The 22,617-nt window shown below is 75.4% G+C and carries 24 protein-coding genes; 10 read left to right on the forward strand and 14 right to left on the reverse strand.

Going from position 1 to position 22,617, the window contains the following annotated elements; translation table 11 throughout:
• Positions 1–22: 22 nt before the first annotated feature.
• From QDR37_RS09790 to QDR37_RS09800, 3 genes are read right to left on the reverse strand one after another with little or no spacing between them, the layout of a single operon-like run.
• Complete coding sequence (locus QDR37_RS09790) at positions 23–616, reverse strand: GNAT family N-acetyltransferase (protein ID WP_279713460.1); 594 nt, start codon at positions 614–616, stop codon at positions 23–25.
• Between the two features lie 10 nt (positions 617–626).
• The gene (locus QDR37_RS09795) at positions 627–1,316 is read right to left on the reverse strand and encodes a zf-HC2 domain-containing protein (RefSeq protein ID WP_279713461.1); all 690 of its coding nucleotides are present in this window, start codon (positions 1,314–1,316) and stop codon (positions 627–629) included.
• On the reverse strand, positions 1,313–1,828 hold the full coding sequence (locus QDR37_RS09800) for a sigma-70 family RNA polymerase sigma factor (protein ID WP_279713462.1): 516 nt from the start codon (positions 1,826–1,828) through the stop codon (positions 1,313–1,315). Before QDR37_RS09800 ends, QDR37_RS09795 begins: the two co-directional genes overlap by 4 nt.
• Positions 1,829–1,928: 100 nt before the next feature.
• Here QDR37_RS09800 and QDR37_RS09805 point away from each other — a divergent pair, with 100 nt between their 5' ends.
• Positions 1,929–2,312, forward strand: a complete 384-nt coding sequence (locus QDR37_RS09805; protein ID WP_279713464.1) for an HNH endonuclease — start codon at positions 1,929–1,931, stop codon at positions 2,310–2,312.
• A 107-nt stretch (positions 2,313–2,419) separates the two neighbouring features.
• Here the strand turns inward: QDR37_RS09805 and QDR37_RS09810 are convergent, their stop codons facing one another.
• Positions 2,420–2,614 carry a phosphatase PAP2 family protein gene (locus QDR37_RS09810; RefSeq protein WP_279713465.1) on the reverse strand — a complete coding sequence of 65 codons (195 nt, stop codon included), beginning with the start codon at positions 2,612–2,614 and terminating at the stop codon, positions 2,420–2,422.
• A 9-nt stretch (positions 2,615–2,623) separates the two neighbouring features.
• Between QDR37_RS09810 and QDR37_RS09815 the strand changes: the two genes are divergently transcribed.
• Positions 2,624–3,448 carry an alpha/beta hydrolase gene (locus QDR37_RS09815; protein ID WP_279713466.1) on the forward strand — a complete coding sequence of 275 codons (825 nt, stop codon included), beginning with the start codon at positions 2,624–2,626 and terminating at the stop codon, positions 3,446–3,448.
• 6 nt (positions 3,449–3,454) lie between these two features.
• Here the strand turns inward: QDR37_RS09815 and QDR37_RS09820 are convergent, their stop codons facing one another.
• Both QDR37_RS09820 and QDR37_RS09825 read right to left on the reverse strand, forming a co-directional pair.
• A complete protein-coding gene (locus QDR37_RS09820; protein ID WP_279713467.1) occupies positions 3,455–3,982 on the reverse strand; it encodes a hypothetical protein in 528 nt (175 codons plus the stop codon).
• A complete protein-coding gene (locus QDR37_RS09825) occupies positions 3,979–5,025 on the reverse strand; it encodes a Gfo/Idh/MocA family oxidoreductase (RefSeq protein WP_279713468.1) in 1,047 nt (348 codons plus the stop codon). The genes QDR37_RS09820 and QDR37_RS09825 overlap by 4 nt, the downstream gene beginning before the upstream one ends.
• Positions 5,026–5,065: 40 nt before the next feature.
• Between QDR37_RS09825 and QDR37_RS09830 the strand changes: the two genes are divergently transcribed.
• Positions 5,066–5,695 carry a uracil-DNA glycosylase gene (locus tag QDR37_RS09830; protein WP_279713469.1) on the forward strand — a complete coding sequence of 210 codons (630 nt, stop codon included), beginning with the start codon at positions 5,066–5,068 and terminating at the stop codon, positions 5,693–5,695.
• Here QDR37_RS09830 and QDR37_RS09835 read toward each other — a convergent pair.
• Positions 5,692–6,258 (reverse strand): helix-turn-helix domain containing protein, encoded by a 567-nt coding sequence (locus QDR37_RS09835; protein ID WP_279713470.1) that lies wholly within the window; start codon positions 6,256–6,258, stop codon positions 5,692–5,694. The two genes, QDR37_RS09830 and QDR37_RS09835, sit on opposite strands and share 4 nt — an antisense overlap.
• Before the next feature lie 117 nt (positions 6,259–6,375).
• Here QDR37_RS09835 and QDR37_RS09840 point away from each other — a divergent pair, with 117 nt between their 5' ends.
• Complete coding sequence (locus QDR37_RS09840; RefSeq protein ID WP_279713471.1) at positions 6,376–7,212, forward strand: alpha/beta hydrolase; 837 nt, start codon at positions 6,376–6,378, stop codon at positions 7,210–7,212.
• A 26-nt stretch (positions 7,213–7,238) separates the two neighbouring features.
• Here the strand turns inward: QDR37_RS09840 and QDR37_RS09845 are convergent, their stop codons facing one another.
• Positions 7,239–8,936, reverse strand: a complete 1,698-nt coding sequence (locus tag QDR37_RS09845) for an AMP-binding protein (protein ID WP_279713472.1) — start codon at positions 8,934–8,936, stop codon at positions 7,239–7,241.
• Positions 8,937–9,010: 74 nt separating this feature from the next.
• Between QDR37_RS09845 and pepN the strand changes: the two genes are divergently transcribed.
• Both pepN and QDR37_RS09855 read left to right on the forward strand, forming a co-directional pair.
• Entirely contained in the window at positions 9,011–11,554 is a 2,544-nt protein-coding gene (gene pepN / locus QDR37_RS09850) for an aminopeptidase N (protein WP_279713473.1), read from the forward strand.
• Positions 11,555–11,614: 60 nt separating this feature from the next.
• Positions 11,615–12,496 carry a hypothetical protein gene (locus QDR37_RS09855; RefSeq protein WP_279713474.1) on the forward strand — a complete coding sequence of 294 codons (882 nt, stop codon included), beginning with the start codon at positions 11,615–11,617 and terminating at the stop codon, positions 12,494–12,496.
• Between the two features lie 11 nt (positions 12,497–12,507).
• Here QDR37_RS09855 and QDR37_RS09860 read toward each other — a convergent pair whose 3' ends face one another.
• Genes QDR37_RS09860 through QDR37_RS09875 form a run of 4 tightly spaced genes read right to left on the reverse strand, consistent with a single transcriptional unit; the run spans position 12,508 to position 14,159 of the window.
• Positions 12,508–12,801 carry a DUF503 domain-containing protein gene (locus QDR37_RS09860; protein WP_279713475.1) on the reverse strand — a complete coding sequence of 98 codons (294 nt, stop codon included), beginning with the start codon at positions 12,799–12,801 and terminating at the stop codon, positions 12,508–12,510.
• A 13-nt stretch (positions 12,802–12,814) separates the two neighbouring features.
• Positions 12,815–13,213 (reverse strand): ribonuclease E inhibitor RraB, encoded by a 399-nt coding sequence (locus tag QDR37_RS09865; protein WP_279713476.1) that lies wholly within the window; start codon positions 13,211–13,213, stop codon positions 12,815–12,817.
• Positions 13,214–13,235: 22 nt separating this feature from the next.
• Positions 13,236–13,742 carry a DUF4240 domain-containing protein gene (locus QDR37_RS09870; protein ID WP_279713477.1) on the reverse strand — a complete coding sequence of 169 codons (507 nt, stop codon included), beginning with the start codon at positions 13,740–13,742 and terminating at the stop codon, positions 13,236–13,238.
• Between the two features lie 9 nt (positions 13,743–13,751).
• Positions 13,752–14,159, reverse strand: a complete 408-nt coding sequence (locus QDR37_RS09875) for a RidA family protein (RefSeq protein WP_279713479.1) — start codon at positions 14,157–14,159, stop codon at positions 13,752–13,754.
• A gap of 32 nt (positions 14,160–14,191) precedes the next feature.
• On the opposite strand from QDR37_RS09875, the gene QDR37_RS09880 reads away from it, so the two are divergent.
• Together QDR37_RS09880 and nagB are read left to right on the forward strand one after the other, a co-directional pair.
• Entirely contained in the window at positions 14,192–15,439 is a 1,248-nt protein-coding gene (locus tag QDR37_RS09880) for an amino acid deaminase (protein ID WP_279713480.1), read from the forward strand.
• Between the two features lie 24 nt (positions 15,440–15,463).
• Positions 15,464–16,261 carry a glucosamine-6-phosphate deaminase gene (gene nagB, locus QDR37_RS09885; protein WP_279713482.1) on the forward strand — a complete coding sequence of 266 codons (798 nt, stop codon included), beginning with the start codon at positions 15,464–15,466 and terminating at the stop codon, positions 16,259–16,261.
• A gap of 3 nt (positions 16,262–16,264) precedes the next feature.
• Here nagB and QDR37_RS09890 read toward each other — a convergent pair whose 3' ends face one another.
• Complete coding sequence (locus QDR37_RS09890; RefSeq protein ID WP_279713483.1) at positions 16,265–17,290, reverse strand: BadF/BadG/BcrA/BcrD ATPase family protein; 1,026 nt, start codon at positions 17,288–17,290, stop codon at positions 16,265–16,267.
• On the reverse strand, positions 17,287–18,558 hold the full coding sequence (locus tag QDR37_RS09895) for a 6-phospho-beta-glucosidase (protein WP_279713484.1): 1,272 nt from the start codon (positions 18,556–18,558) through the stop codon (positions 17,287–17,289). The genes QDR37_RS09890 and QDR37_RS09895 overlap by 4 nt, the downstream gene beginning before the upstream one ends.
• 240 nt (positions 18,559–18,798) lie before the next feature.
• Here QDR37_RS09895 and QDR37_RS09900 point away from each other — a divergent pair, with 240 nt between their 5' ends.
• Both QDR37_RS09900 and QDR37_RS09905 read left to right on the forward strand, forming a co-directional pair.
• On the forward strand, positions 18,799–21,777 hold the full coding sequence (locus QDR37_RS09900) for a DEAD/DEAH box helicase (protein ID WP_279713485.1): 2,979 nt from the start codon (positions 18,799–18,801) through the stop codon (positions 21,775–21,777).
• Positions 21,778–21,822: 45 nt separating this feature from the next.
• Positions 21,823–22,611 (forward strand): SDR family oxidoreductase, encoded by a 789-nt coding sequence (locus QDR37_RS09905; RefSeq protein ID WP_279713486.1) that lies wholly within the window; start codon positions 21,823–21,825, stop codon positions 22,609–22,611.
• The last annotated feature ends 6 nt before the right edge of the window (positions 22,612–22,617 follow it).

Genomic DNA, 22,617 nt, shown 5'->3' on the forward strand with positions numbered 1-22,617 from the left:
CAGTGGCGACACCCGGCCCGGGTCAGGAGGGGGAGGGCGAGGCGGGGCGGGACATCACCGCCCGACCCGGCGTCGGCCGGGCCACCACCGTGAAGCCGGCGCGCTCGAACAGGTCGATCGAGCCGTGGTACAGCGCGGTGCTCGTGGGCGCCCGGACGCCGGTGTCGATCGGATACGCCTCGATCGTCCGCGCGCCCGAGGCCGCCGCGTGCTCCGTCGCGGCCTCGACGAGGCGGTGCGCGAGTCCCTGCCCGCGGTGCTCCCGCCGGACGACGAGGCAGGTGATCGCCCAGACGTCCGCCGCCGTCGGTGGCTCGACGCTGCCCCGGCGGACGATCGGCGAGCGGGCGAGCACCGGCTGCGTCGTACGGGGGGCGACCCGCACCCAGCCCGCCGCCTCACCCGCGACATGCGCGACGAGCGCCGGGGCGACCTCGGCCTCCGCGAGCTCGACCCGCAGGCGCTCGCGCAGCCCCTCGCGTCCGGCGGCGTCGAAGTCGCGGCGCGGCAGCAGGAACCACTGGCACCAGCAGCCTCCGCCGTCGCCGCCGCCGGTGAGCGCGTGCTCCACGTCGGAGAAGGGCACGGTGGTCGCGGGGCAGACGACGACGGCCATGCCCCCGTTCCTACCCGTCGAGGCGCGCCGCCGCGAGCGGGACGTCGGATCCGGCGGTCCTGATGTCGACCGTGGCGATGTCGTTCCGTGGCACCTCGGTCGCCGCGCTCAGACCCTTGGCGCCCTCGCCGCCGGCGGCCCACGTCGCCACGACGTGCGCGACGCCCTCCCGGGTGGTGACGACGAGCCGGTACCCGGTGGGGGCGTATCGCCCGTGGCCGGCGGGGTAGCTGCACGACCAGCTGAGCCTTGTGCCCCAGCGCACCCCGATCGCCGTGAGCGTGGCGCGCACGTTCGAGCCCGACACCGGCTGCAGCACGGTCGCCGCCGCCGCCGGGGCGGTGGGCTGCAGCGCGGTCCCGATGGCCGTGCCACCGGCCAGCGCGCCGACGACCGCAGCGGCAGCGGCGAGCGCCGTGAGCCGGCGGCGGCGGACGAGCCGTCGGGCGAGCGGCGCGACGAAGTCGGGGGCCGGAGCGGCCCGCTCGAGCACCGGCTCGAGCGCAGGCAGGTCGCGGACCGCGAGCGCGGTCGCGGCGTCGAGCCGGCCGAGCAGGCCGGGCAGACCGGCGAGCTCGGCGACCTGCTCGCCGCAGGCGGGGCAGGCGGCGAGGTGCGCCTCGAACTCGAGCCGCTCCTCGGGCGACAGCGCGCCGAGCACGTAGGCGCCGTCCCAATCCCGGTACTGCTCGTGCGTCATCGCGTCACCCCGCGCTCCTGCAGCGCGAGCCGCAGCGCGCGCAGCCCGTAGTGGAGCCGCGACTTCACGGTGCCCTCGGGGACGCCCTGCCGCTCCGCGATCTCACGCACCGAGTGCCCGAGGTAGTACGCGTCGACGACGGCCGCGCGGTGCTCGGGCGAGAGCCCGGCGAGCGCGTCGGTGAGCAGGATCCGGTCGAGCACCTGGTCGGTGTCGTCGCCGCGCGCCCGCTCCGGTACCGCCTCGACGGCCTGCTCGCGCCGGAAGCGGGCGCTGCGCAGGTCGTCGACGAGCAGGTTGCGCGCGACGGTGAACAGCCACGCGCGGGTCCGGTCGCGGTCGCCCTGCACCCGCGACGGATGCGCCCAGGCGCGAGCGAAGGTCTCCTGCACCACGTCCTCGGCGAGCTGGGTGTCGCGGGTGTGCCGCAGGGCGTAGCGGAGGAGGTCCGCGGCATGCTCCGCCTGCAGCGCGGCGAGCAGCGCGGGCGCGCCGTGCGTCTCGGCCGCCATGGCGCCTCCTGTCTCGCGTGCACGGATCCTGCCCGTCCACCCCCTGCAACGGAAGAGGAGGCGGAAGAGTTCACCGCAGCAGGCGGTTGATCAGGGCGACATGGTGCAGCTGGGGCGCAGCGAACGGCTCGTCGTCGCGCGGCGACGCGACGGGGACGCGTGCATCTGGTGCGGGCAGGCCTTCTCCGACCGCACGCGCGCGACGACGGACCACCTCGTGCCGAAGGTGAAGGGCGGGCCCTCGTGGCTCGAGAACGAGGTGCCGGCCTGCCGACGGTGCAACGGCGAGCGCGGGCACCGCGGCGCCGTCGAGTGGCTCGAGGAGTGCGAGCGCCGCGGCTGGGCGCCCGACGCCGATCGCGTGCGCGGGGTGCTCGAGTCGCTCGCCGCCGCGATCGGGGAGCGCGGCGGGCAGCGCCGTGCGCGGCCGCACCTCGACGCGCAGCTGCGGCGCATCCGCAAGCGGACTGCGGCCGCGGCGTGAGTCAGCGCCGCCGGTAGGCGACGGCGGCCGGCCGCGCGATGACGCCGGGGCGCTCCCCGGTGCCGCGCGGTCAGGTCCAGCCGATGCGCCGTGATCACGACCGCGAGTCAGGCGGCCCCGAGCAGCCAGCCCGCGAGCACGTCGGTGAACCAGTGGGCGCCGAGCACGACGCGGGTGGCGCCGACGACGAGCACGAGCACGACCGCAGCGTCGCGCAGCTCGCCGGACGCCCCTGGTCGCTGTCGCTGGTCACCGGGCCACTCCGCCCGGCCCGCTCGGGAGGTCGCCGCGAGGGGGGCCACAATCGGGGGATGGACGCGACCGAACGCGACGTGGCGCTCCCCGACGGCCGCATGGTGCACGCCTTCGCGGCGGGGGACGGGCCGGTTCCCGCGATCTGGCACCACGGCTCGCCGCAGACCGGCGCGGTGCTGCCGCCGCTGCTCGAGGCGGGTGCGCCCCGCGGGATCCGGTGGCTGTCGGCCGCCCGGCCGGCGTACCCGGGCTCGACGCCGCTGCCCGGCCGGGACGTCGCGGCGGCTGCGGCCGACCTCGCCGCGGTCGCCGACGCGTTCGGGATCGATCGGTTCGCCGTGCTCGGCAGCTCGGGCGGCGGCCCGCACGCGCTCGCCTGCGCCGCGCTGCTGCCCGGGCGGGTCGCTGCGGTCGTCACCTTCGCCGGTGTCGCCCCGTTCGACGGCACCGACGGCTGGTTCGCCGGGATGCGGGATCCGCGGGGGCTCCGCGCCTCCCTCGAGGGCCGGGACGCCCGGGCCCGCTACGCCGAGGTCGAGGCGTTCGACGAGTCGGTCTTCATCGCGGCCGACTGGGACGCCCTCGAGCACGACTGGGCGTCGCTCGGCGAGGACGCCGGCCGGGCGAGCGCGGACGGTGCCGACGGCGCCGTCGACGACGACGTCGCCTTCGTGACGCCGTGGGGCGTCGCGCTCGAGGACGTCCGCTGCCCGGTGCTGCTCGTGCAGGGCGGCGAGGACCGCGTCATCCCCGAGCACCACGCCAGGCGGCTGCTCGACCGGCTGCCGGCGGCCGAGCTCTGGCTCCGCCCCCGGGACGGGCACATCTCGGTGCTGCGGGCGCTGCCGGTCGCGCTCGACTGGATCCGCGCGGTCGGCTGAGCGCCGTCAGGTCGCGCCCTGCGGCGGATGCAGCAGCAGCTCGACGCGCTCGTCGAGGTACGGCTCGAGGTCGCGGGCTCCCGCGGCGCCGATCGCCGCGCTCCACACCACGAGCACGCGCCCGTCGCGGAGCAGCAGCGGGCCGTCGGAGGCCCGCAGCGCGTCGGCGTCGAGCGGGACCACGGCGGCGTCGTAGTGCACGGTCGCCCCGCGCTCGAACGGCCCGCGGAACGCCGCGGCGCGGTGGTCGCGCCGGTCCTCGATGGACAGCGCGACGTGGCCCGGGTGCCCCGGCTCGACCGCGCGGGTGATGCCTCCGACCGCGCGGACCACGAGGTCGGGCTGCAGCAGCAGCACGCCGAGGTGCCACGCGTGCCCGAGCGGCCGCATCGCCGCCTTGCGCTGGATGCCGAGCACCCGTCGGGCGGGCACGAACTCCGCCACGGCCTCCACCCGCCCGCCCTCGGCGGCGAGCCGGCCGGCGGCCCGGGCGAAGGCCGCGCGGGCCGCGGCGACCGTGTCGTCGTCCGTCACGCCCGCGGACCCCACCCCTCGACGTAGCCGAGCTGCCGCCGCGCCTCGTCGAGCACCTCGAGCACCCCGACCGCGTCGTCGAGGGAGTGCAGCGGCGAGTCGGTGCGGCCGTCGTGCACGAGACGCGCGAGCGCGGCCGCCTGGTAGCAGAGGCCGTCACGGCCCGGGCGCCCGTAGGGGTCCGTCCAGGCTGCGCGCTCGTCGCCCGCCGCGTCGAGCACGGTGAGGCCGCTCGGACCCCAGAACGGCGGGGTGATCTCGATGCGCCCCTCGGTGCCGGCGACCGTCGCCCGCCACGCGGTGCGGCCGCGGATGCCGGTGGTGAGGTGCGCCAGGGCGCCCGAGGGGGTGACGAGCGCGACGGCGGCCTGCAGATCGATACCGGACGGGGCGAGGACGCCGGTGGCCGTGATCCGCTCGGGGCGCCCGAGTGCGAACCACGCCCACCAGGCCGTGTAGACGCCGACGTCGAGCAGGGCGCCGCCGCCGAGCGCGGGGTCGAGCAGGCGGCTCCCCGGATCCGTCGCCGGTCCGCCCGCGAAGTCGGCGAGCGCGAGGGTCGGCTCGCCGATGGCGCCCTGCTCGAGCAGCTGCGCCACGACGTCGGTCTGCGGCAGGTACCGCGTCCACATCGCCTCCATCGCGAGCACGCCCGCCGAGCGCGCGGCCTCCGCGATGCGGCGCCCCTCGGCGGCGGTGACGGCCAGCGGCTTCTCGACGAGCACGTGCCGCCCGGCGGCGATCGCCGCGAGCGCGTGCGCGGCGTGCTCCGTGTGCGGCGAGGCGACGTAGACGACGTCGACCTCGTCGTCGGCGAGCAGCGCCTCGTACGAGCCGTGCGCCCGCTCGATCCCGAAGCGCTCCGCGAACGCCGTCGCCCGGTCCGCGCTGCGCGATCCGACCGCGACGACCCGCTGACCCGTGTGACGCTGCAGGGCCGCGGTGAAGTCGGCGGCGATCCCGCCGGGACCGAGGACGCCCCAGCGCAGCGACGGCGCCCGGCGCGGGTCGGGGAAGCGCGGGGCGGGCAGGACGTCGCTCACGTCCACATCCTGCCGCGCTCGACGTGGTGGACTGCCGCGGATGGATCTCACCCGGTTCTGGGCGCTGCTCGACGCGCTGCCGGCGCCCGCCGACGCGGAGGCGCTCTACGACGCGACCACGCCGCAGGGTGCGCTGCGGCGTGCGAACCTCGAGCGGTACCTCGCACTCGTCGCGGGCACCGGCACCGCGCTGATCGCGGAGGCGCCGGGCTGGCGCGGCGCGACGGTGACCGGCGTGCCGTTCGTGAGCGTCCGTGAGCTGACGGTGCGACCGGGCCGCCTCACCGGGCGTGCCGACGGCGACGGCTTCCTCGTGCCGCCGCAGCCCGCCGCCGAGTGGGAGGCGTCCGCCGCGTTCGTGCAGCGCGCCCTCGCCGCCTGGCCGGGCCGCCCGCCGGTCTGCTGGGGGGCCTACCCGCACCACCCGTTCGTCTCGGGGGACCCGCGCACCAACCGGACGCCGCGACCGGCCGAGGTGCGTGGGGGAGCCCCGGTCGCGCTGGAGCTGCTCGCGGCCCTCGGCATCCGCGACGTCGTCGCCGTCGGCCGGAAGGCGCAGGGCGCGCTCGCGGCGGCCGGCATCGAGGCGGTCGCGGTGCGGCATCCGGCGCAGGGCGGCGCGACGCTGTTCGCGGCGCAGATGGCCGCGCTCGCGGCCGCGCGGACCTAGCGGCCGGTCGCGACGCGGATCAGCACCTCGGCCGCGCGGCGGGCGTGCAGCGCGGGCTCGACGATGCCCGCGATCGCCGCCGTCGTCTGGGCGCCCTCGGCGAGCAGCGCGAGCTGCGCCGCGAGCTCCGCGTCGCCGCCCGCCTCGGTGGCGAGCCCCTGCACGTAGTGCTGGAACGAGGCCTTGTGCTCCCGCGCCGCATCGGCGACCGCGGGCGAGGAGGCGCCGAGCTCGCCGAAGGCGTTGATGAACCCGCAGCCTCGGAACGAGTCGTCGCCGAACCACGTCTCGAGGAAGTCGTAGATCGCGAGCAGCCGGCCGCGCGCGTCGTGCGCGTGCGCCGCCGCTCCCGCGATGCCCTGCTCCCACATCTCGTGCCGAGCGGCGAGCACCGCGAGCACGAGCTGCTCCTTGCCGGGGAACTCGGCGTAGAGGCGCTTCAGCGAGACGCCGGCGGCCGCGCGCACCTCGTCCATCCCGGTCGCCTGGATGCCGCGCCGGTAGAACAGCTCGTCCGCGGCGGCGATCACCCGGGTGCGCGGATCCGCCTCCTGCTGAACCATTCCCATTCCTCGCCTGAGCATACCCTCAGCGCCGGTTGCGCCGAGAACGATCGTTCTCTAGCGTAGCGGCAGACGGGGGAGAACGATCGTTCTCCCATTCGGGAAGGAAGGACTCCGATGGGTTCCATCACGGTCGGCACCGAGAACAGCACCGACATCGAGCTCCACTACGAGGACCACGGCGCAGGGCAGCCGGTCGTGCTCATCCACGGCTACCCGCTCGACGGCAGCTCGTGGGAGGCGCAGACCGCGGCGCTGCTCGACGCGGGCTTCCGCGTCATCACCTACGACCGCCGCGGCTTCGGCCGGTCGAGCACGCCCGCGGTCGGCTACGACTACGACACGTTCGCGGGCGACCTGAACACGCTGCTCGAGACCCTCGACCTCACCGACGCGGTGCTCGTCGGCTTCTCGATGGGCACCGGCGAGGTGGCGCGCTACCTCGCGACCCACGGCTCCCGCCGCGTCGCGAAGGCCGCCTTCCTCGGCTCGCTCGAGCCCTACCTGCTGAAGACCGGGGACAACCCGGACGGCGCGGGCGACCAGGCGTTCTTCGACGGCATCGTCGCGGCCGTGAAGAAGGACCGCTACGCGTACTTCAGCGCCTTCTACAACGACTTCTACAACCTCGACACGTACCTCGGCTCGCGCATCAGCGAGGAGGCGGTCCGCAACGCCTGGAACATCGCCGCGGGCAGCGGCGCGATCGCCTCGGCCGCCGCGCCCCTCACCTGGCCGACCGACTTCCGCGGCGACATCGCGAAGATCGACGTCCCGGCGCTCATCGTGCACGGCACGGAGGACCGCATCCTGCCGATCGACGCGACCGGCCGCCGGTTCGCGAAGGCGCTGCCCGCCGCCGAGTACGTCGAGATCGAGGGCGCCCCGCACGGCATGCTCACGACGCACGCCGCCGAGGTGAACGAGGTGCTGCTCCGCTTCCTCGCGAAGTAGCCGTCGTGCCGGGGCGCCGGCCGGGCTCAGCCCCGGCCGGCGCCCCGCAGCTCGGGGAAGTCGTCGTCGCGGAACTCGTCGGGCAAACGCGACGCGGCCGCCTGCTCGCGCTCGCGCAGCTCGACGCGGCGGATCTTGCCCGAGATCGTCTTCGGCAGCTCGAAGAACTCGACCCGGCGCACCCGCTGGTACGCCGGGGCGTGCTCGCGGGCGTGGGCGAGGATCGCGCGCGCCGTGTCCGCGTCCGGTGGGAAGCCCCCGGCCAGCGCGACGTACGCCTTGACGGCGAACAGCCGCGTCGGGTCCGGCGCGGGCACCACCGCGGCCTCGGCGACCGCCGGGTGCGTGAGCAGCATGCTCTCGACCTCGAACGGCGAGACCTTGTAGTCCGACGACTTGAAGATGTCGTCGGTGCGGCCGACGAAGGTGAGCGAGCCGTCAGCGTCGCGCACCGCGACGTCGCCCGTGTGGAACAGGTCGCGGTCCGGCATCGGATCGAGGTCGCCGGGGCCGGACCGGTAGTCCGCCATGAGGTTGTCGGCGCGTCCCCGCCGGTCGATGCAGACCTCGCCCTCGTCGGCCTCCTCGCCCGTGATCGGATCGACGAGCGTCACCGCGACGCCCGGCATCGGCACGCCCATCGCACCGGGGACGAGCGGCCGCCCGGGCGGGTTCGCGATCACCGCCGTCATCTCGGTCTGCCCGTAGCCGTCGCGCACGGTCAGCCCCCACGCCTCCTCGACGCGGGCGATCACCTCGGGGTTCAGCGGCTCGCCCGCCGAGACCACCTCGCGGAGCGCCCTCGGCCGCCGCCCGAGGTCCGCCTGCAGCAGCAGCCGCCACACCGTCGGAGGCGCGCAGAACGTGGAGACCGCTGCGGCGTCGAGCGCGGCGAGCAGCGCGGCCGCCTCGAACCGCGGGCTGTTCACGACGAGCACCGTCGCCTCGGCGATCCACGGCGCGAAGAAGCAGCTCCAGGCGTGCTTCGCCCAGCCGGCAGAGCTGATGGCGAGGTGCACGTCGCCGGGCTGGATCCCGATCCAGTAGAGCGTCGTCAGGTGCCCGACGGGGTAGGAGCGGTGGGTGTGCACGACCATCTTCGGCCGGTTCGTCGTGCCGGAGGTGAAGTACATGAGGCACGGGTCGTCCGGGTGCACCGAGACCCTGGGCCGCGCACCCGTCGCCACCTCGGCGTCCGTGTAGGAGCGCCAGCCCTCCCGGTCGCCGCCGACCACGATTCGCGTGAGCGCGGCATCCAGCCCGTCGAACTTGCCGGTGTCGGCGATCTCGGCGATCACGTGGCGCATGCCGCCGCGCGTGATGCGGTCCTCGAGGTCGGCGGGGCCGAGCATCGTCGAGGTCGGGCAGGTGACCGCGCCGAGCTTCATCAGCGCGAGCATCGACTCCCACAGCTCGACCCGGTTGCCGAGCATGACGAGCACGTGGTCGCCCTGCCGCACGCCCTGCGCCGCGAGCCACGCGGCGACCCGCTCCGACGACGCGGACAGCTCCGCGAAGGTGCGGCGCTCCTCGGTGCCGTCGGCCTCGAGGATCCGCAGCGCGAGCCGCTGCCCGGCGGGGCCCTCCGCGAGCCGGTCGAACCAGTCGACCGCCCAGTCGAACCGGTCCGGCAGCTCGGGCCACGCGAACGCCGTCCGCGCCGCGGCGTAGTCGGTGCGGGTGCGCAGCAGCAGGTCGCGGGCGGCTGCGTAGTCGAGGGTCACCGGCGCATTCTGCCCCTCGCGTCCGGCGGTCGCCCGATTCCGGGCAGCCGCGGCGGTGGTGCTCTACTGATCCCGTGCCCGGTACCAACCTCACCCGCGACGAGGCCGAGGAGCGCTCGCGCCTGCTCTCGATCGACGGCTACGACATCGACCTCGACCTCACCCGCGGCGACGCCTTGTTCGGCTCGACCACGACCGTGCGCTTCCGCGCCGAAGCGGGTGCGTCGACCGTGCTCGACGCGCTGGCCGCGCAGGTGCATGCCGTGCGCCTGAACGGCCGCGACCTGGACCCGGCGGAGGTCGCCGACGCCGCCGGCATCCGCCTCGACGGCCTCGAGGCCGAGAACGAGGTGACGGTCGTCGCCGACATGCGCTACACGAACACGGGTGAGGGGCTGCACCGCTTCGTCGACCCCGCGGACGGCGAGACGTACCTCTACACGCAGATGGCCGTGCCGGACGCCCGGCGCATGTTCGCCGTGTTCGACCAGCCCGACCTCAAGGCGACCTACCGTCTCACCGTCACGGCGCCCGCGGGCTGGACGATCGTCTCGAACCGGCCGACGCCCGAGCCGCGGCCGACGGGGGAGGGCGCCGCGACCTGGGCGTTCGAGCCGACCGCGCCGCTGTCGAGCTACCTCGTCGCCCTGATCGCGGGGCCGTACGTGCGGTTCGACGGCGAGCTCGAGAGCGCCGGGGGCGCGGTGCCGCTCGGGGTGCTCGCGCGGGCGTCGCTCGCGGAGTTCGTCGAGCCCGAGGCGATGTTCGAGGCCGCCCGCCGCGGCTTCGCCTTCTACGAGAGCGCCTTCGGCATCCCCTACCCGTTCGGGAAGTACGACCAGATCTTCGTGCCCGAGTACAACTGGGGCGCCATGGAGAACGCCGGGGCGGTGACCTTCAACGAGGCGTACGTCTTCCGCTCGAAGGTGACCGACGCGCAGCGCGAGGCCCGCACCATGGTCGTGCTGCACGAGCTCGCGCACATGTGGTTCGGCGACCTCGTCACCATGCGCTGGTGGGACGACCTGTGGCTGAACGAGTCGTTCGCCACGTTCATGTCGTTCCTCGCCACCGCCGAGGTCACGGCCTGGCGGGACGCCTGGGCGACCTTCACGGTCACGGAGAAGAACTGGGCCTACCGGCAGGACCAGCTGCCCTCGACGCACCCGATCGTCGCGGAGATCCGCGACCTCGAGGACGTGCAGGTGAACTTCGACGGCATCACCTACGCGAAGGGCGCGAGCGTGCTGAAGCAGCTCGTCGCCTACGTCGGGCGGGACCCGTTCTTCGCCGGTGTCGCCGCGTACCTGAAGCGGCACGCCTGGGGCAACGCGACGCTCGCCGACCTGCTCGCCGAGCTCGCGAGCTCCAGCGGGCGCGATCTCGACACCTGGAGCCGGGTCTGGCTGCAGACCGCCGGGGTGAACACGCTGCGGCCCGAGCTCGAGGTCGGCGACGACGGCCGCATCTCCCGGTTCGCGGTGCGGCAGGAGGCCTCGGCGGCGCAGCCGACGCTGCGGCCCCACCGCGTGGGCGTCGGGCTGTACGACGAGCGCGACGGCCGGCTCGTCCGCACCGATCGGATCGAGCTCGACGTGGACGGGGAGCGCACCGAGGTGCCGCAGCTCGCCGGCCGCGAGCGCCCGGCGCTGCTGCTGCTGAACGACGACGACCTCGCCTACGCGAAGCTCCGGCTCGACCCCGCGTCGCTCGAGGCGGCCACGGCCGGCCTCTCGCGCATCGACTCGGCGCTCGCCCGCGCGCTCGTCTGGGGCGCGGTGTGGGACGCCACCCGCGACGCCGAGCTGCCCGCGCGCGACTTCGTCGCGCTCGTGCTCGACCACGCCGGCGTCGAGACGTCGTCGCCGGTGCTCGAGTCGCTGCTCGGGCAGGTCGTGACGGCCGCCGAGGACTTCGTCGCCCCCGAGCACCGGACCGCGACCCTCGAGGCGCTCGCGGACGGCCTGCTGCGGCTCGCCCGCGCCGCCGAGCCGGCATCCGACGCGCAGCTGCAGCTCGTCGGCGCGTTCGCGCGCACCGCCCGCAGCGCCGCGCAGCTCGATGTGCTCGCCGGGCTGCTCGACGGCACCGCGATCCTGCCGGGGCTCGACGTCGACACCGACCTGCGCTGGCGGCTCCTCACCGGCCTCGCTGCCGGCGGCCGGGCGGACGACGCGGCGGTCGACGCCGAGCTCGCGCGGGACGCGACCGCGAAGGGGCGGGAGTCCGCGCTCGCGGCGCGCGCGGCGCGGCCCACCGCGGACGCGAAGGCCGCGGCCTGGGCGTCGGTCGTCGACTCCGACGCCCTGCCGAACAGCCAGGTGCGCGCCGTGACGACGGGCCTCGGCCGCGGCAGCGATCCCGGACTGCTCGAGCCGTACGTCGAGCGCTACTTCAGCGCGGTCGACGGGCTGTGGGAGACGCGCAGCTTCGCGATCGCCGAGGCGCTCGCCGAGGGGCTCTACCCGGGCGCGGCCGCGTCGCCGCGGCTCGTCGAGGCGACCCGGAGCTGGCTCGACGCGCACCCCGACGCGACCCCGCTCCGCCGCATCGTGGTGGAGCACCTCGCCGACGTCGAGCGGGTGCTCGCGGCGCAGGCGCGCGACGCCGGCCGGTAGGCGGGCACCGCGAGGATCCGCCCGCGCACCGGTGACGGTGCGGCGACGTAGCCTGCCGCGGTGCCCGAGCCGATCGACGCCTGGTGGGAGCGCCGCCGCGCCTCCACCGGGCGCGACGTGCCCTACGCGGTCGGCGCATACCGCGAGCAGTGGGCGCGCTACCCGGCGCTCGTGAAGCAGTACCACCCCGAGCTGAACCGCGGGATCGTGCTCAGCCAGGTGCCTCTCGCCGCCGACGTCTGGCTGCAGTGGGAGTGCGAGGCCGGCCACCACTTCGTCGCGACGCCCGAGGAGCAGCGCATGCGGCCGGGCCGCGAGCGGCGTCGCTCCTCCTGGTGCCCGACCTGCTCCGACCAGGCGAACGGGAGGCGACCGCGGGCGCTGCCCATGGTGCCGACGCCGCTCGCCGAGGGACCGGTCGTCCGCGAGGCGGTCCGGGTCCAGCCCCCGCCGCGGAAGCCCAGGAAGCCGCGCGACCTCTGCCCGAGGACGCCCGACCTGCCGGTCGGCGAGCCGTTCGTCAGCACCTGTGCGCCCGCGCCCGCCTCCGCCGCCGAGGCCGACCTGCGCGCCGGGCTCGTCGAGCGGCTCGAGTTCGAGCAGGGCTTCACGGCGGTGCGCCTGCGGCAGCCGTTCTTCGATCACCTCGAGGCGTGGCCCGACATCCTGCTGCCCGAGCTGCGGGTCGCGATCGAGTACGACACCACAGGGCGACACGGCCTCGAGCACACGGGCCGCCGGGAGCAGGTCGACGCGCGCAAGGACCGGCTGCTGCGGCAGGCGGGCTGGGAGGTCGTGCGCATCCGCACGGGCCACCTGCCGGCGATCGGCCCGCACGACGTCGAGGCTGCCGGCGTCTCAGCGCGGCTGACCGGGCGCATCCTCGACGAGCTGCGCGCCATCCGCGGCGGGCTGCTCGTCGACGCGTACCTGCGGCCCTAGCGCGCCCGCGCTCAGTCGTCGCTCGAGGCGAGTCCGCGGCGCGCCGACAGCAGGTCGACCTCGGGCCGCGCGGCGACGAACCGCTCCACCTCGTCGAGGACCTGCTGCACGCGCCCACCGTCGCCGGAGACGACGGACGCGCCGATCCGGGCCCTGCGGTGGAGATCCTGGTCGCCGACCTCGGCGACCGACAGCGGGAAGCGACGGTCGAGCTCCGCGACGAGCGGGCGCACCACGGAGCGCTTGCCCTTCAGGGAGTGCACGTCGCCGAGCAGCAGGTCGAACTCGATCCAGCCGATCCACACGCGCCCCAGGCTGTCAGACGACCGCGGCGCTCCAGCCGTCGAGGCGGCACTCGCCGTGCTCCCACCCGATCGCGACCATGCGCCGCACCCACTCGACGAGGCCGTCCTCGTCGGCGGTCACGTCGGGGGTGGTGCCGGTGACGGCCCACTCGTCGAGCTCGCCGCCCGGCTCGCCGACCTCGACGTCGTAGTCGGCGTTCTCCAGGTACTCCGCGAGCTCCCGCGCGGCGGCCTCGTTCGGCGCGGAGAAGGCGAACTCGAGCTCGAGCTCGGTCTCGGCGTCGATGCCGCTCGACTCGAGCGACGACCAGCTGTCGCTGTTCATCTCGTCGAGCTCGGCGACGTTCTCCTCGACCACCGCGGCGGGGACGTCGGCGGCGACGGGCGGCAGCGTGCTCTGGATGGCGGTCACGATCCCATCCTGGCGGACGGGGTCACAGACCCGAGCCGGTGACCGCTGCCGTGATCCGCGGGTAGCGCTCCTCGACGGAGTCGGGGTCGATGCGCTCGCCCTCGGGCTCGTCGTCGGGGCGCGGGCCGTCCTCGGTGCGCGGGTCGGGCAGGCCGCGCTCGTCGAGCTCCTCGAGCGCCGCGTACTCGAGCGGCTCGTTCTCCATCCGGGTGTCGAGGTACGCGACGAGGCCGTCGGGGTCGTCGAGCGCGGTGTCGACGGCGTCGGCGCCCTTGCCGATCAGCCAGCAGCGGAACCAGTGGAACGCGTCGTCGCTCATCCCGCCGCTCGCCGCGGCGCCGGCGCCCCGCACCGACCAGCGGTTCAGCCGCACGAGCTCCTCCTCGAACGTGCGCACGAAGTCGGCGACCTCGTCGTCGGACAGGTTCGAGAGCGCGGTGCGCAGCGACTCGCCGTCGGCGCTCGGCGACTCGGGGACGATGCCCTCGCGCGCCGTCTCGACGATCTCGTAGAAGCGACCGCGGTCCATCGCCGCAGCCTAGGACGTGGCCGTCACCGCGAGCCCGTCGATCTCGACGAGCATCGCGGGGTGCGGCAGGTCGACGAACACGGTCGTGCGCGCGGGCAGCACGCCGCTCGTGCTGTGCTCCCGCACGAAGGCGCCGTACGCCTCGTTCATCGGCGCGAAGTGGTCGCGCGTCGTCAGGTAGACGCGGAGCATGACGAGGTCGTCGAACGTCGCGCCCCCCGCCTCGAGCACGGCCTGCACGTTCTGCAGCACCCGGGTGGTCTGCCCGGCCACATCGCCGGGGAACAGGTACTCGCCGGAGTCCGGATCGGTCGGGCCCTGGCCCGACACCTGCAGCAGCGGCCCCTTCCGCACGCCCGCGCTGAACGGGAGGGCCGATCCGGTGCCGGGCGGGACGATCCGCTGCTTCTCAGTCATGGCTCGCACGTTACCGGCGGCAGGATGGCCGGATGCCGCTTCCCGACCCCGCCGACCTCGTCCTCGGCCCGCAGCACAAGTCGCTGCCGCCGTCCGCGTGGGGGAGCACCGTCGCCGCGTTCCTCGCGACCGGGCCGCATCTGTCCGACCTGCAGACCCCGCTGCTCACGGTCGACGACAAAGCGGTCCGGCACAACACCGCGGCGATGGCCGCCTGGACGGCGGAGCGCGGCCTGCTGCTCGCTCCGCACGGCAAGACGACGATGGCGCCCGCGCTGTGGCGGCGCTTCCTCGACGCGGGCGCCTGGGGCGTCACGCTCGCCACGGCCTGGCAGGCGCAGGTCGCCGTCGAGGCCGGGGTGCGGCGCATCCTGATCGCGAACGAGGTGACCGACCCGGTCGGCATCCGCTGGTTGCGGGCCGCGCTCGATGCGCACCCCGACCTCGAGATCGCCTGCTGGGTGGACAGCCGGGAGGGCGTCGCGCTGCTCGCCGCCGGGCTGGGGCCCGGTCGCCCGCTGCCCGTGCTCGTCGAGCTCGGCGTGCCGGGCGGCCGCGCCGGTGCCCGCGGCCTCGACGCGGCGCTCGACGTCGCCGACGCGGTCGCCGCCGCGCCCGCCCTGCGGCTCGCGGGCGCAGCCGGGTACGAGGGACCCGCGGGCTCCGACCGCGGGAGCGCTTCGGTCGACGCTGTCCGCGCGTTCCTCGCCGACCTCGTCGCGCTGCACTCCCGGCTGCGCGAGCGCATCGACGGCGTGCCGCTGCTCACCGCGGGCGGCAGCACCTACCCCGATCTCGTCGCCGACGCGCTCGCGCCGGAGGCCGGTGCGGCCCGCGCGATCCTCCGCTCCGGGGCCTACCAGGTGCACGACGACGGCCACTACGCCGCGCTCTCGCCGTTCGGCGCGGCCGGCACGGGCATGCGGCTCGAGGCCGGCATCCACGCCTGGGCCCGGGTGCTGTCGCGGCCCGAGCCGGGGCTCGCGATCCTCGACGCGGGCCGCCGCGACGTGCCGTTCGACCTCGGCCTGCCGGTGCCGCAGGCGGTGCTCGGTGCGCCGGACGAGGCGGTCGCGGGCGCCGCGGTCGTCGCGCTGAACGACCAGCACGCCTTCCTCCGGCTCGAGCCCGGCCGGGCCGCCCTGCCCGTCGGCGCCGTCGTGCGGTTCGGGCTCTCGCACCCGTGCACCGCCTTCGACAAGTGGCGCCTCGTGCCGGTGCTCGAGTCCACCGCCCTGCCCGACCCCCGCGTGGTCGACCTGGTGCAGACGCACTTCTAGCCGGGAGCCCAATAGGTTCCTCTCGTGGAGATCGTCGTCCTGCCCGACCCGGATTCCGTCGCCCGCCTGTCGGCGGCGCTCGTCGCCGACGCCGTGCGGGGCAAGGCCGAGCCCGTGCTCGGGCTCGCCACCGGCTCCTCGCCGCTCGGCACCTACCGCGAGCTGCGGCGGCTCGTCGAGTCGGGCGCGCTCGACCTCTCCCGCGCCTCGGGGTTCGCCCTCGACGAGTACGTCGGCATCCCCGAGGACCACCCGCAGAGCTACGCGGCCGTGATCCGCAGCGAGGTCGTCGAGCCGCTCGGCATGGACCCCGCGCGGGTGCGCGTGCCCGACGGCCGCGCCGACGACCTCGAGCGGGCCTGCCGCGAGTACGAGGAGGCGATCGCCGCGGCCGGCGGCGTCGACGTGCAGATCCTCGGTGTCGGCGCGAACGGCCACATCGGCTTCAACGAGCCGACGTCGTCGTTCGGCTCGCGCACCCGGATCAAGACGCTCGCCGAGCGCACGCGGGCCGACAACGCCCGGTTCTTCGACTCTCCCGACGAGGTGCCCACGCACTGCCTCACGCAGGGGCTCGCGACGATCCTCGCCGCGCGCCGCGTCGTGCTCGTCGCGCAGGGCGCCGCGAAGGCGACCGCGATCGGGCAGATCGTCGAGGGACCCGTCTCGGCCCGCTGGCCGGGGTCGATCCTGCAGCACCACCCGGCGGCGACGGTCGTCGTCGACGAGGCCGCCGCCGCCGAGCTGGAGCTCGCCGACTACTACCGGTTCGTGTGGGAGCACAAGCCGTCGTGGCAGCGGGTCGAGCCGCTGCCGGCCTGAGCGCTAGCGCGCCAGCGGGGCGCTGTCCGCGTAGTCGGTGATCCCCGCCGCGAACCGTTCGAGGACCGCCCGCCGTGCGGTGTCGAGCACCGCCTGCTCGGCGTCCGCCGCCTCGAGGACGAGGAGCACGGCGCCGAGGATCGGCGGCACGTGGACGAGGTCGACGGTGGCCCTCGGGGCGACCGCGAGCAGACCCTCCCGCACCGGGTCGAGCAGCAGCGGGTCGGCGGCCGCGAGCACGCCGCCGCCGAGCACCACCTGCGGTGCCAGCTGCTCGAGACCGAGGCGCCGCATCGCCGCTGCGGCCATGACGACGATCTCCTCGGCCTGGCGCCGCACCTCGCCGAGCGCCGGCGCGTCGCCGCGGTGCGCGGCCTCGAAGAGCACGGGCGTGAGGTGCACGAGCGACCGCTCGGGGATCCGGCCGAAGTGGAGCCCCTCGATGACCGCGGCGATGTCGGGCAGGCCGAACGCCTCGGCGACGAGCTCCTCGAGCAGCGACTTCGGCCCCCGGCCGTCCGCGGACCGCGCCGCGTGCCAGAGCGCCTGCGGGCCGAGGTCGCCGCCGCCGCCCCAGTCGCCCGAGATGGTGCCGAGCGACGGGTAGCGCACGGTCGCGCCGTCGGAGCGCCGGGCGATCGCGTTGATGCCCGTGCCGCAGACGAGGGCGACCGCGTCGGGGTTCGCCGCCCCCGAGCGCAGCAGCGCGAACAGGTCGTTCTCGACCTCGACCGGTGCGTCGCCGAACGCCGGGCACGCGGCGATGCCCGCGCGAGCGGCCGCGTACTCGGCGGGCAGGTCGAGCCCCGCGAGGTACACGCCCGCACGGGCGAGGGGCGCGTCGCCCGCCGCGGCGAGCACCTCGCCGACGAGCCGATCGAGGATCGCGAGCGCCGGCTCGAGCCCGATCACCTGCGGCTGCGAGCCGGGGCCGCGGACGTGGGCGCGCAGGCTCCCGTCGAGGCCGACCGCGACGACGTCCGTCTTCGAGCCGCCGCCGTCGACGGCGACGATCACGGGTGCGCTCATCGCGCCCACGCGAGGTGCTGCGCGTTGCGCGCGATCAGCAGGTCGGTGAGCCGCACCGCTTTGTCCCACTGCCCGACGAGCGGGTGCGCGAGCATCGCGCGCCGCACCCGGTCGACCCCGCCCAGGACCGCCGCGTCGAGCGCGAGGCGCTCGTAGGCCGCGACGTGCGCGACGAGCCCCTCCATCTCGGCCGACAGCGGCGCGATCGGCAGCGCCTCCACACCGCTCGTGCGGATGGTCGCCGGGACCTCGATCACGTGGTCGTCGGGCAGGAACGGCAGGGCGCCGTCGTTGCGGAGGTTCACCACCTGCGCGTCGCCGCGGTCGGTGATGAGCGACGCCATGAGGTCGACGGCGGCCTCCGAGTAGAAGGCGCCGCCGCGGAGCGCGAGCTCGGCGGGCTTCTCGACCACGGACTCGTCCGCGTACTGGGCGAGCAGCCGCCGCTCGACGTCCTGCACCGCCTCCGCGCGGGTGGGGGCGACGAGCTGCTCGGCGAGCACCTCGTCGTGGGCGTAGAAGTAGTGGAGGTAGTACGACGGCACCGCCGCCTGCAGCTCGAGCAGGGCGCGCGGCGAGCCGACCTCGTCGGCGAGCTCGTCGACGCGCGTGGCGAGCAGGGAGGGCAGCACGTCCTCCTGGACCCCGTCGCGCGTGACCGTGATCGACCGCTCCCACGTGAGGTGGTTCAGCCCCACGTGGCCGAGCGAGACGGCCCCGGGCGCCACGTCGAGCAGCTTCGCGAAGCGCCGCTGGAAGCCGATGGCGACGTTGCAGAGCCCGACCGCGCGGTGGCCCGCCTCGAGCAGGGCGCGCGTGACGATGCCGACCGGGTTCGTGAAGTCGATGATCCACGCGTCGGGCTTCGCGTGCCGGCGCACCGTGTCGGCGATGTCGAGCACGACCGGGACGGTGCGCAGCGCCTTCGCGAACCCGCCCGGACCCGTCGTCTCCTGGCCGATGCAGCCGACCTCGTGGGGGAACGTCTCGTCGCCGTGCCGAGCCGCCTGCCCGCCCACGCGCAGCTGCAGCAGCACGACGTCGGCGTCGCTGACCCCGCGCACGACGTCGTCCGTCGCGGTGATGGTGCCGGGGTGACCGGCGTGCGCCCACATGCGGCGCGCGAAGCCCGAGACGAGTCGCAGCCGCTCGGGATCCGGATCGACGAGCACGAGCTCGTCGATCGGGAGGATGTCGCGCATCCGCGCGAACCCGTCGACGAGCTCCGGTGTGTACGTGGACCCGCCACCGACGACCGTGACCTTCATGTGCATCCCTTCCTCCGGAGGACGTGGTGCGCTCGTCGCACCGGTGCGGTGCGACGCGGGGCAGCGCGACGCCGGCCGAACGGCGAGCTGCGTCGTCGCCGTCGTGCCGGTCCGCGGCGCCCTCCCGGACCTCTCGCATGAGGCTAGGGCGACGGACGGCGTCCGGCCGACCCCGGCGGGATGATGCGCAGCCGGACCGCGCACGTCGGTGCCGTCGGCGGCGTGTGGAACCATCGCCCGGTGCAGGAGCCCGAGCCGCAGCCCGCCGACTGGCGCGAGGCGCTCGACGGCTTCCTGCGGCCCCCCGCGCCACGCATCGAGTCCGCGCCCACCGCGCTCGCCCTGCAGGTCGAGTTGCGCGAGCTGCTGCCCCGCACGACCTACCGCTGGAACGGCCCGACCTCGCAGGCGGTGACGCCGCGCAAGCGGCGCGACGCGCAGCCGGGCAGCGGCGAGTACCGGCTCGGCGTCCGTCCCGTCACCCGCACGCAGCGCGGCTGGGCCCGAGGCGGCCTCACCTGGTCGAACCTGCCCCACAAGCAGCGCCAGCTCGAGCTCGACGTCGACCAGCACCGCTGGTTCACCCAGTTCGGCGCGCTGCACCGCGCGGGCGTCCCCGCGGCGCCGGGGCAGGACCCGGACTGGCTGTTCCTCGACGACTTCGCGAACCCGGTGCTGTGGCGGCTGCTCGAGCAGGCGGAGCAGCTCGGCGTGCCGCTCGTCGGCAGCGCCGGCACCGTCGTCCGGGTCGCCGGCCCCGCGTCGCTCACGTTCGACGTCGCCCGCGACGGCGAGGCCCTGCGCGCCGGGCCGCTGCTCGTGCTCGGCGGCGAGCCGGTCGCCGTGCGGCGCGCGCAGCCGATCGGCGCGTCCGGCCTCTACCTCTTCGACCCGGCCGAGCCGCGCGAGGTGGTGCTCGCCGAGCTCGACGTGCCGCTCGACGCCGAGCGGCAGCGACTGCTGCGCAGCCTCGGCGGCGACGGCGTCGTCGTGCCGGCCGAGGCGGTCGACGAGTTCCTGCGCGAGTACGTGCCGCAGCTGCGCGACCGCGTCGACGTCGCGAGCCGCGACGGCTCGGTCGCCCTGCCCGAGGTCGAGCCGCCTCGCCTCGTGCTCACCGCCGCCTTCGGTGCCGGGCACCGCCTCGCCCTCCGGTGGGCGTGGGAGGTCCGGCGGGGCGCGACCCCGCCGCCGCTCGCGACGGTGCTGCCGCCCGGCCTGCTGCCGGAGTCGCTGCTCGGCGACGACGACGGGCTGCCGCGCCCCGCCGTCCTCACCGAGCTCGAGGCCGCCGAGTTCAGCGCCCGGGTGCTGCCGCGGCTCGAGGCGCTGCCCGGCCTGCGGGTCACCACCACCGGAACCCGGCCCGACTACCGCGAGCTCTCCGGCGCCCCTCGGCTCGTCGTCCGGGCGGTGCCCGCCGAGAAGGCCGACTGGTTCGACCTCGGCATCGAGGTGCTGCTCGACGGCCGGCGCATCCCGTTCACCCCGCTCTTCAAGGCGCTCGCGGCCGGGCGGCGCCGCATCCTGCTCGCCGATGGCGCCTACCTCTCGCTGAACCACCCGGCCTTCGCGCCGCTCGCCGACCTCATCGCCGACGCGGGCGACCTCGACGAATGGCGCGCGGGCCCCCGGCTCAGCCGCTACCAGACCGCGCTCTGGAGCGAGTTCGAGGACCTCGCCGACGAGGCCGACCCCGCGGTGGAGTGGCGGGCGCTGCTCGCCGAGGTGCGGGGCGCGCCCGTTCCGGTGCGGCCGCCCGCGGGTCTCCGCGCCGAGCTGCGGCCCTACCAGGCGGAGGGCCTCGCCTGGCTGTCGTTCCTCTGGCGGCACCGCCTCGGCGGCGTGCTCGCCGACGACATGGGCCTCGGCAAGACGCTGCAGTGCCTCGCGCTGATGCTCTCCGTGTCGGAGGAGGTGCGCCGGCCGTTCCTCGTCGTCGCGCCCACCTCAGTCGTGTCGAACTGGGCGGCCGAGGCCTCCCGGTTCGCACCGGGCCTCAGGGTCCGCACGGTGACGGCGACCGAGGCGAAGGCGGGATCGCCGATCGCCGATCTCGCGGCGGGCGCGGACGTCGTCGTCACGAGCTACGCCCTGCTCCGGCTCGACGCGGAAGGCTACCGCGGCGTCGCGGAGGGCGACGGCTGGGCGGGGCTGATCCTCGACGAGGCGCAGTTCGTGAAGAACGCGGCGTCGCGCATCCACGAGGTCGTGCGCGACCTGCCGGTGCCGTTCAAGCTCGCCGTGACCGGCACCCCGATGGAGAACTCGCTCACCGAGCTGCACGCGGTGCTCGCCGTCGTCGCGCCCGGGCTGTTCGCCTCCGCGCTCCGGTTCCGCGAGGAGTACGTGCGGCCGATCGAGGAGGTCCGCGCCGGCGTCCAGCAGGGCGTCGGCGCGGGGGACGCGCCCGAGGTCGCGGCCCGGCTGCGCGCCGATCGTCTCGCGCGGCTGCGGCAGCGCATCCGGCCGTTCCTGCTGCGGCGCACGAAGGAGACCGTGGCGGCCGAGCTGCCGCCGAAGCAGGAGCAGGTGCTCACGGTCGACCTCGCGCCCGACCACCGCGCGCTCTACGACGTCTGGCTGCAGCGGGAGCGGCGGAAGCTGTTCAACCTGCTGTCGGACATGGACCGCAACCGGTTCATCGTGTTCCGGTCGCTCACCCTGCTGCGGCTGCTCGCCCTCGACCCCGCGCTGATCGGCGAGGAGGCGACCGGCAGCAAGCTCGACGCGCTGCTCGAGCAGCTCGACGACGTGCTCGCCGAGGGGCACCGGGCGCTCGTCTTCAGCCAGTTCACCTCGTACCTGTCGCGGGTGCAGCAGCGGCTCACCGAGGCGGGCATCCAGACGGCCTACCTCGACGGCAGCACCCGCGACCGCGACGCCGCGATCGCCGCGTTCAAGGACGGCGACGCGCCGGTCTTCCTCATCAGCCTGAAGGCGGGCGGGTTCGGCCTGAACCTCACCGAGGCGGACTACGTGTTCCTGCTGGACCCCTGGTGGAACCCGGCGAGCGAGGACCAGGCGATCGACCGCGCGCACCGCATCGGGCAGGACAAGCAGGTGATGGTCTACCGGCTCGTCGCCGCCGGCACCATCGAGGAGAAGGTGATGCAGCTGAAGGCGCGCAAGGCGGCGGTGTTCGACGCGGTCATCGACGACGAGGCGCTGTTCGGGTCGCTGCTCGACGCCGACGACGTGCGCGAGCTGCTCGGCTGACCGCGCTCACGAGGCGTCCGGGGCGGCCCGTGTTGACTGGACCCCATGGCAGCGCGGACCGGCAGGACCACCCTCATCACGGGCGCGAGCTCGGGCATCGGTGAGGCGTTCGCCCGCGCCCTCGCCGAACGGGGTGAGGACCTCGTGCTCACCGCGCGCCGGGAGGACCGCCTCCGCGCCCTCGCGGCAGAGCTCGAGCGGCGGCACGGGATCCGGGCCTCGGTGCTCGTCGCCGACCTCGCCGCTGAGGGCGCCGTGCAGCGGCTGCTCGCCGACCTCGAGGCGGCCGGCGTCGTCGTCCGCGGGCTCATCAACAACGCCGGCTTCGGCGGCCACGGCCGCTTCGAGCACGAGGACCCGCAGCGGATCGCCGCCGAGCTCGCCGTGAACGTCACGGCGCCGGTGCTGCTCGCCCGGGCGCTGCTGCCCGGCATGCTCGAGCGCGGCAAGGGCTACATCGTGAACCTCGCGAGCACGGCGGCGTTCCAGGCCGTGCCGTCGATGGCGGTCTACGCGGCCACGAAGGCGTTCGTGCTGTCGTTCACCGAGGCGCTGTGGGCCGAGACCGCCGGGCGCGGCGTCCGCGTGCTCGCCCTCGCGCCGGGTGCCACCGAGACCGAGTTCTTCGAGGTCGCGGGCGAGGGGGGCAGCGTCGGGCGCCGGCAGACGCCCGAGCAGGTGGTGCGGGTCGCGCTCGCCGCGCTCGACCGCGGGCGGGGCCCCAGCGTCGTCTCGGGTCTGCTGAACACGCTGTCGGCGCGGAGCGGTCGCCTCGTGCCGCGCGCGCTCCTCACCCGGCTCGCCGGGGTGATGGTCGGCGACGGCCGCCGCTGAGCGCGG

The sequence above is a fragment of the Amnibacterium sp. CER49 genome, assembly GCF_029846255.1.
In the GTDB taxonomy this organism is placed as follows: domain Bacteria; phylum Actinomycetota; class Actinomycetes; order Actinomycetales; family Microbacteriaceae; genus Amnibacterium.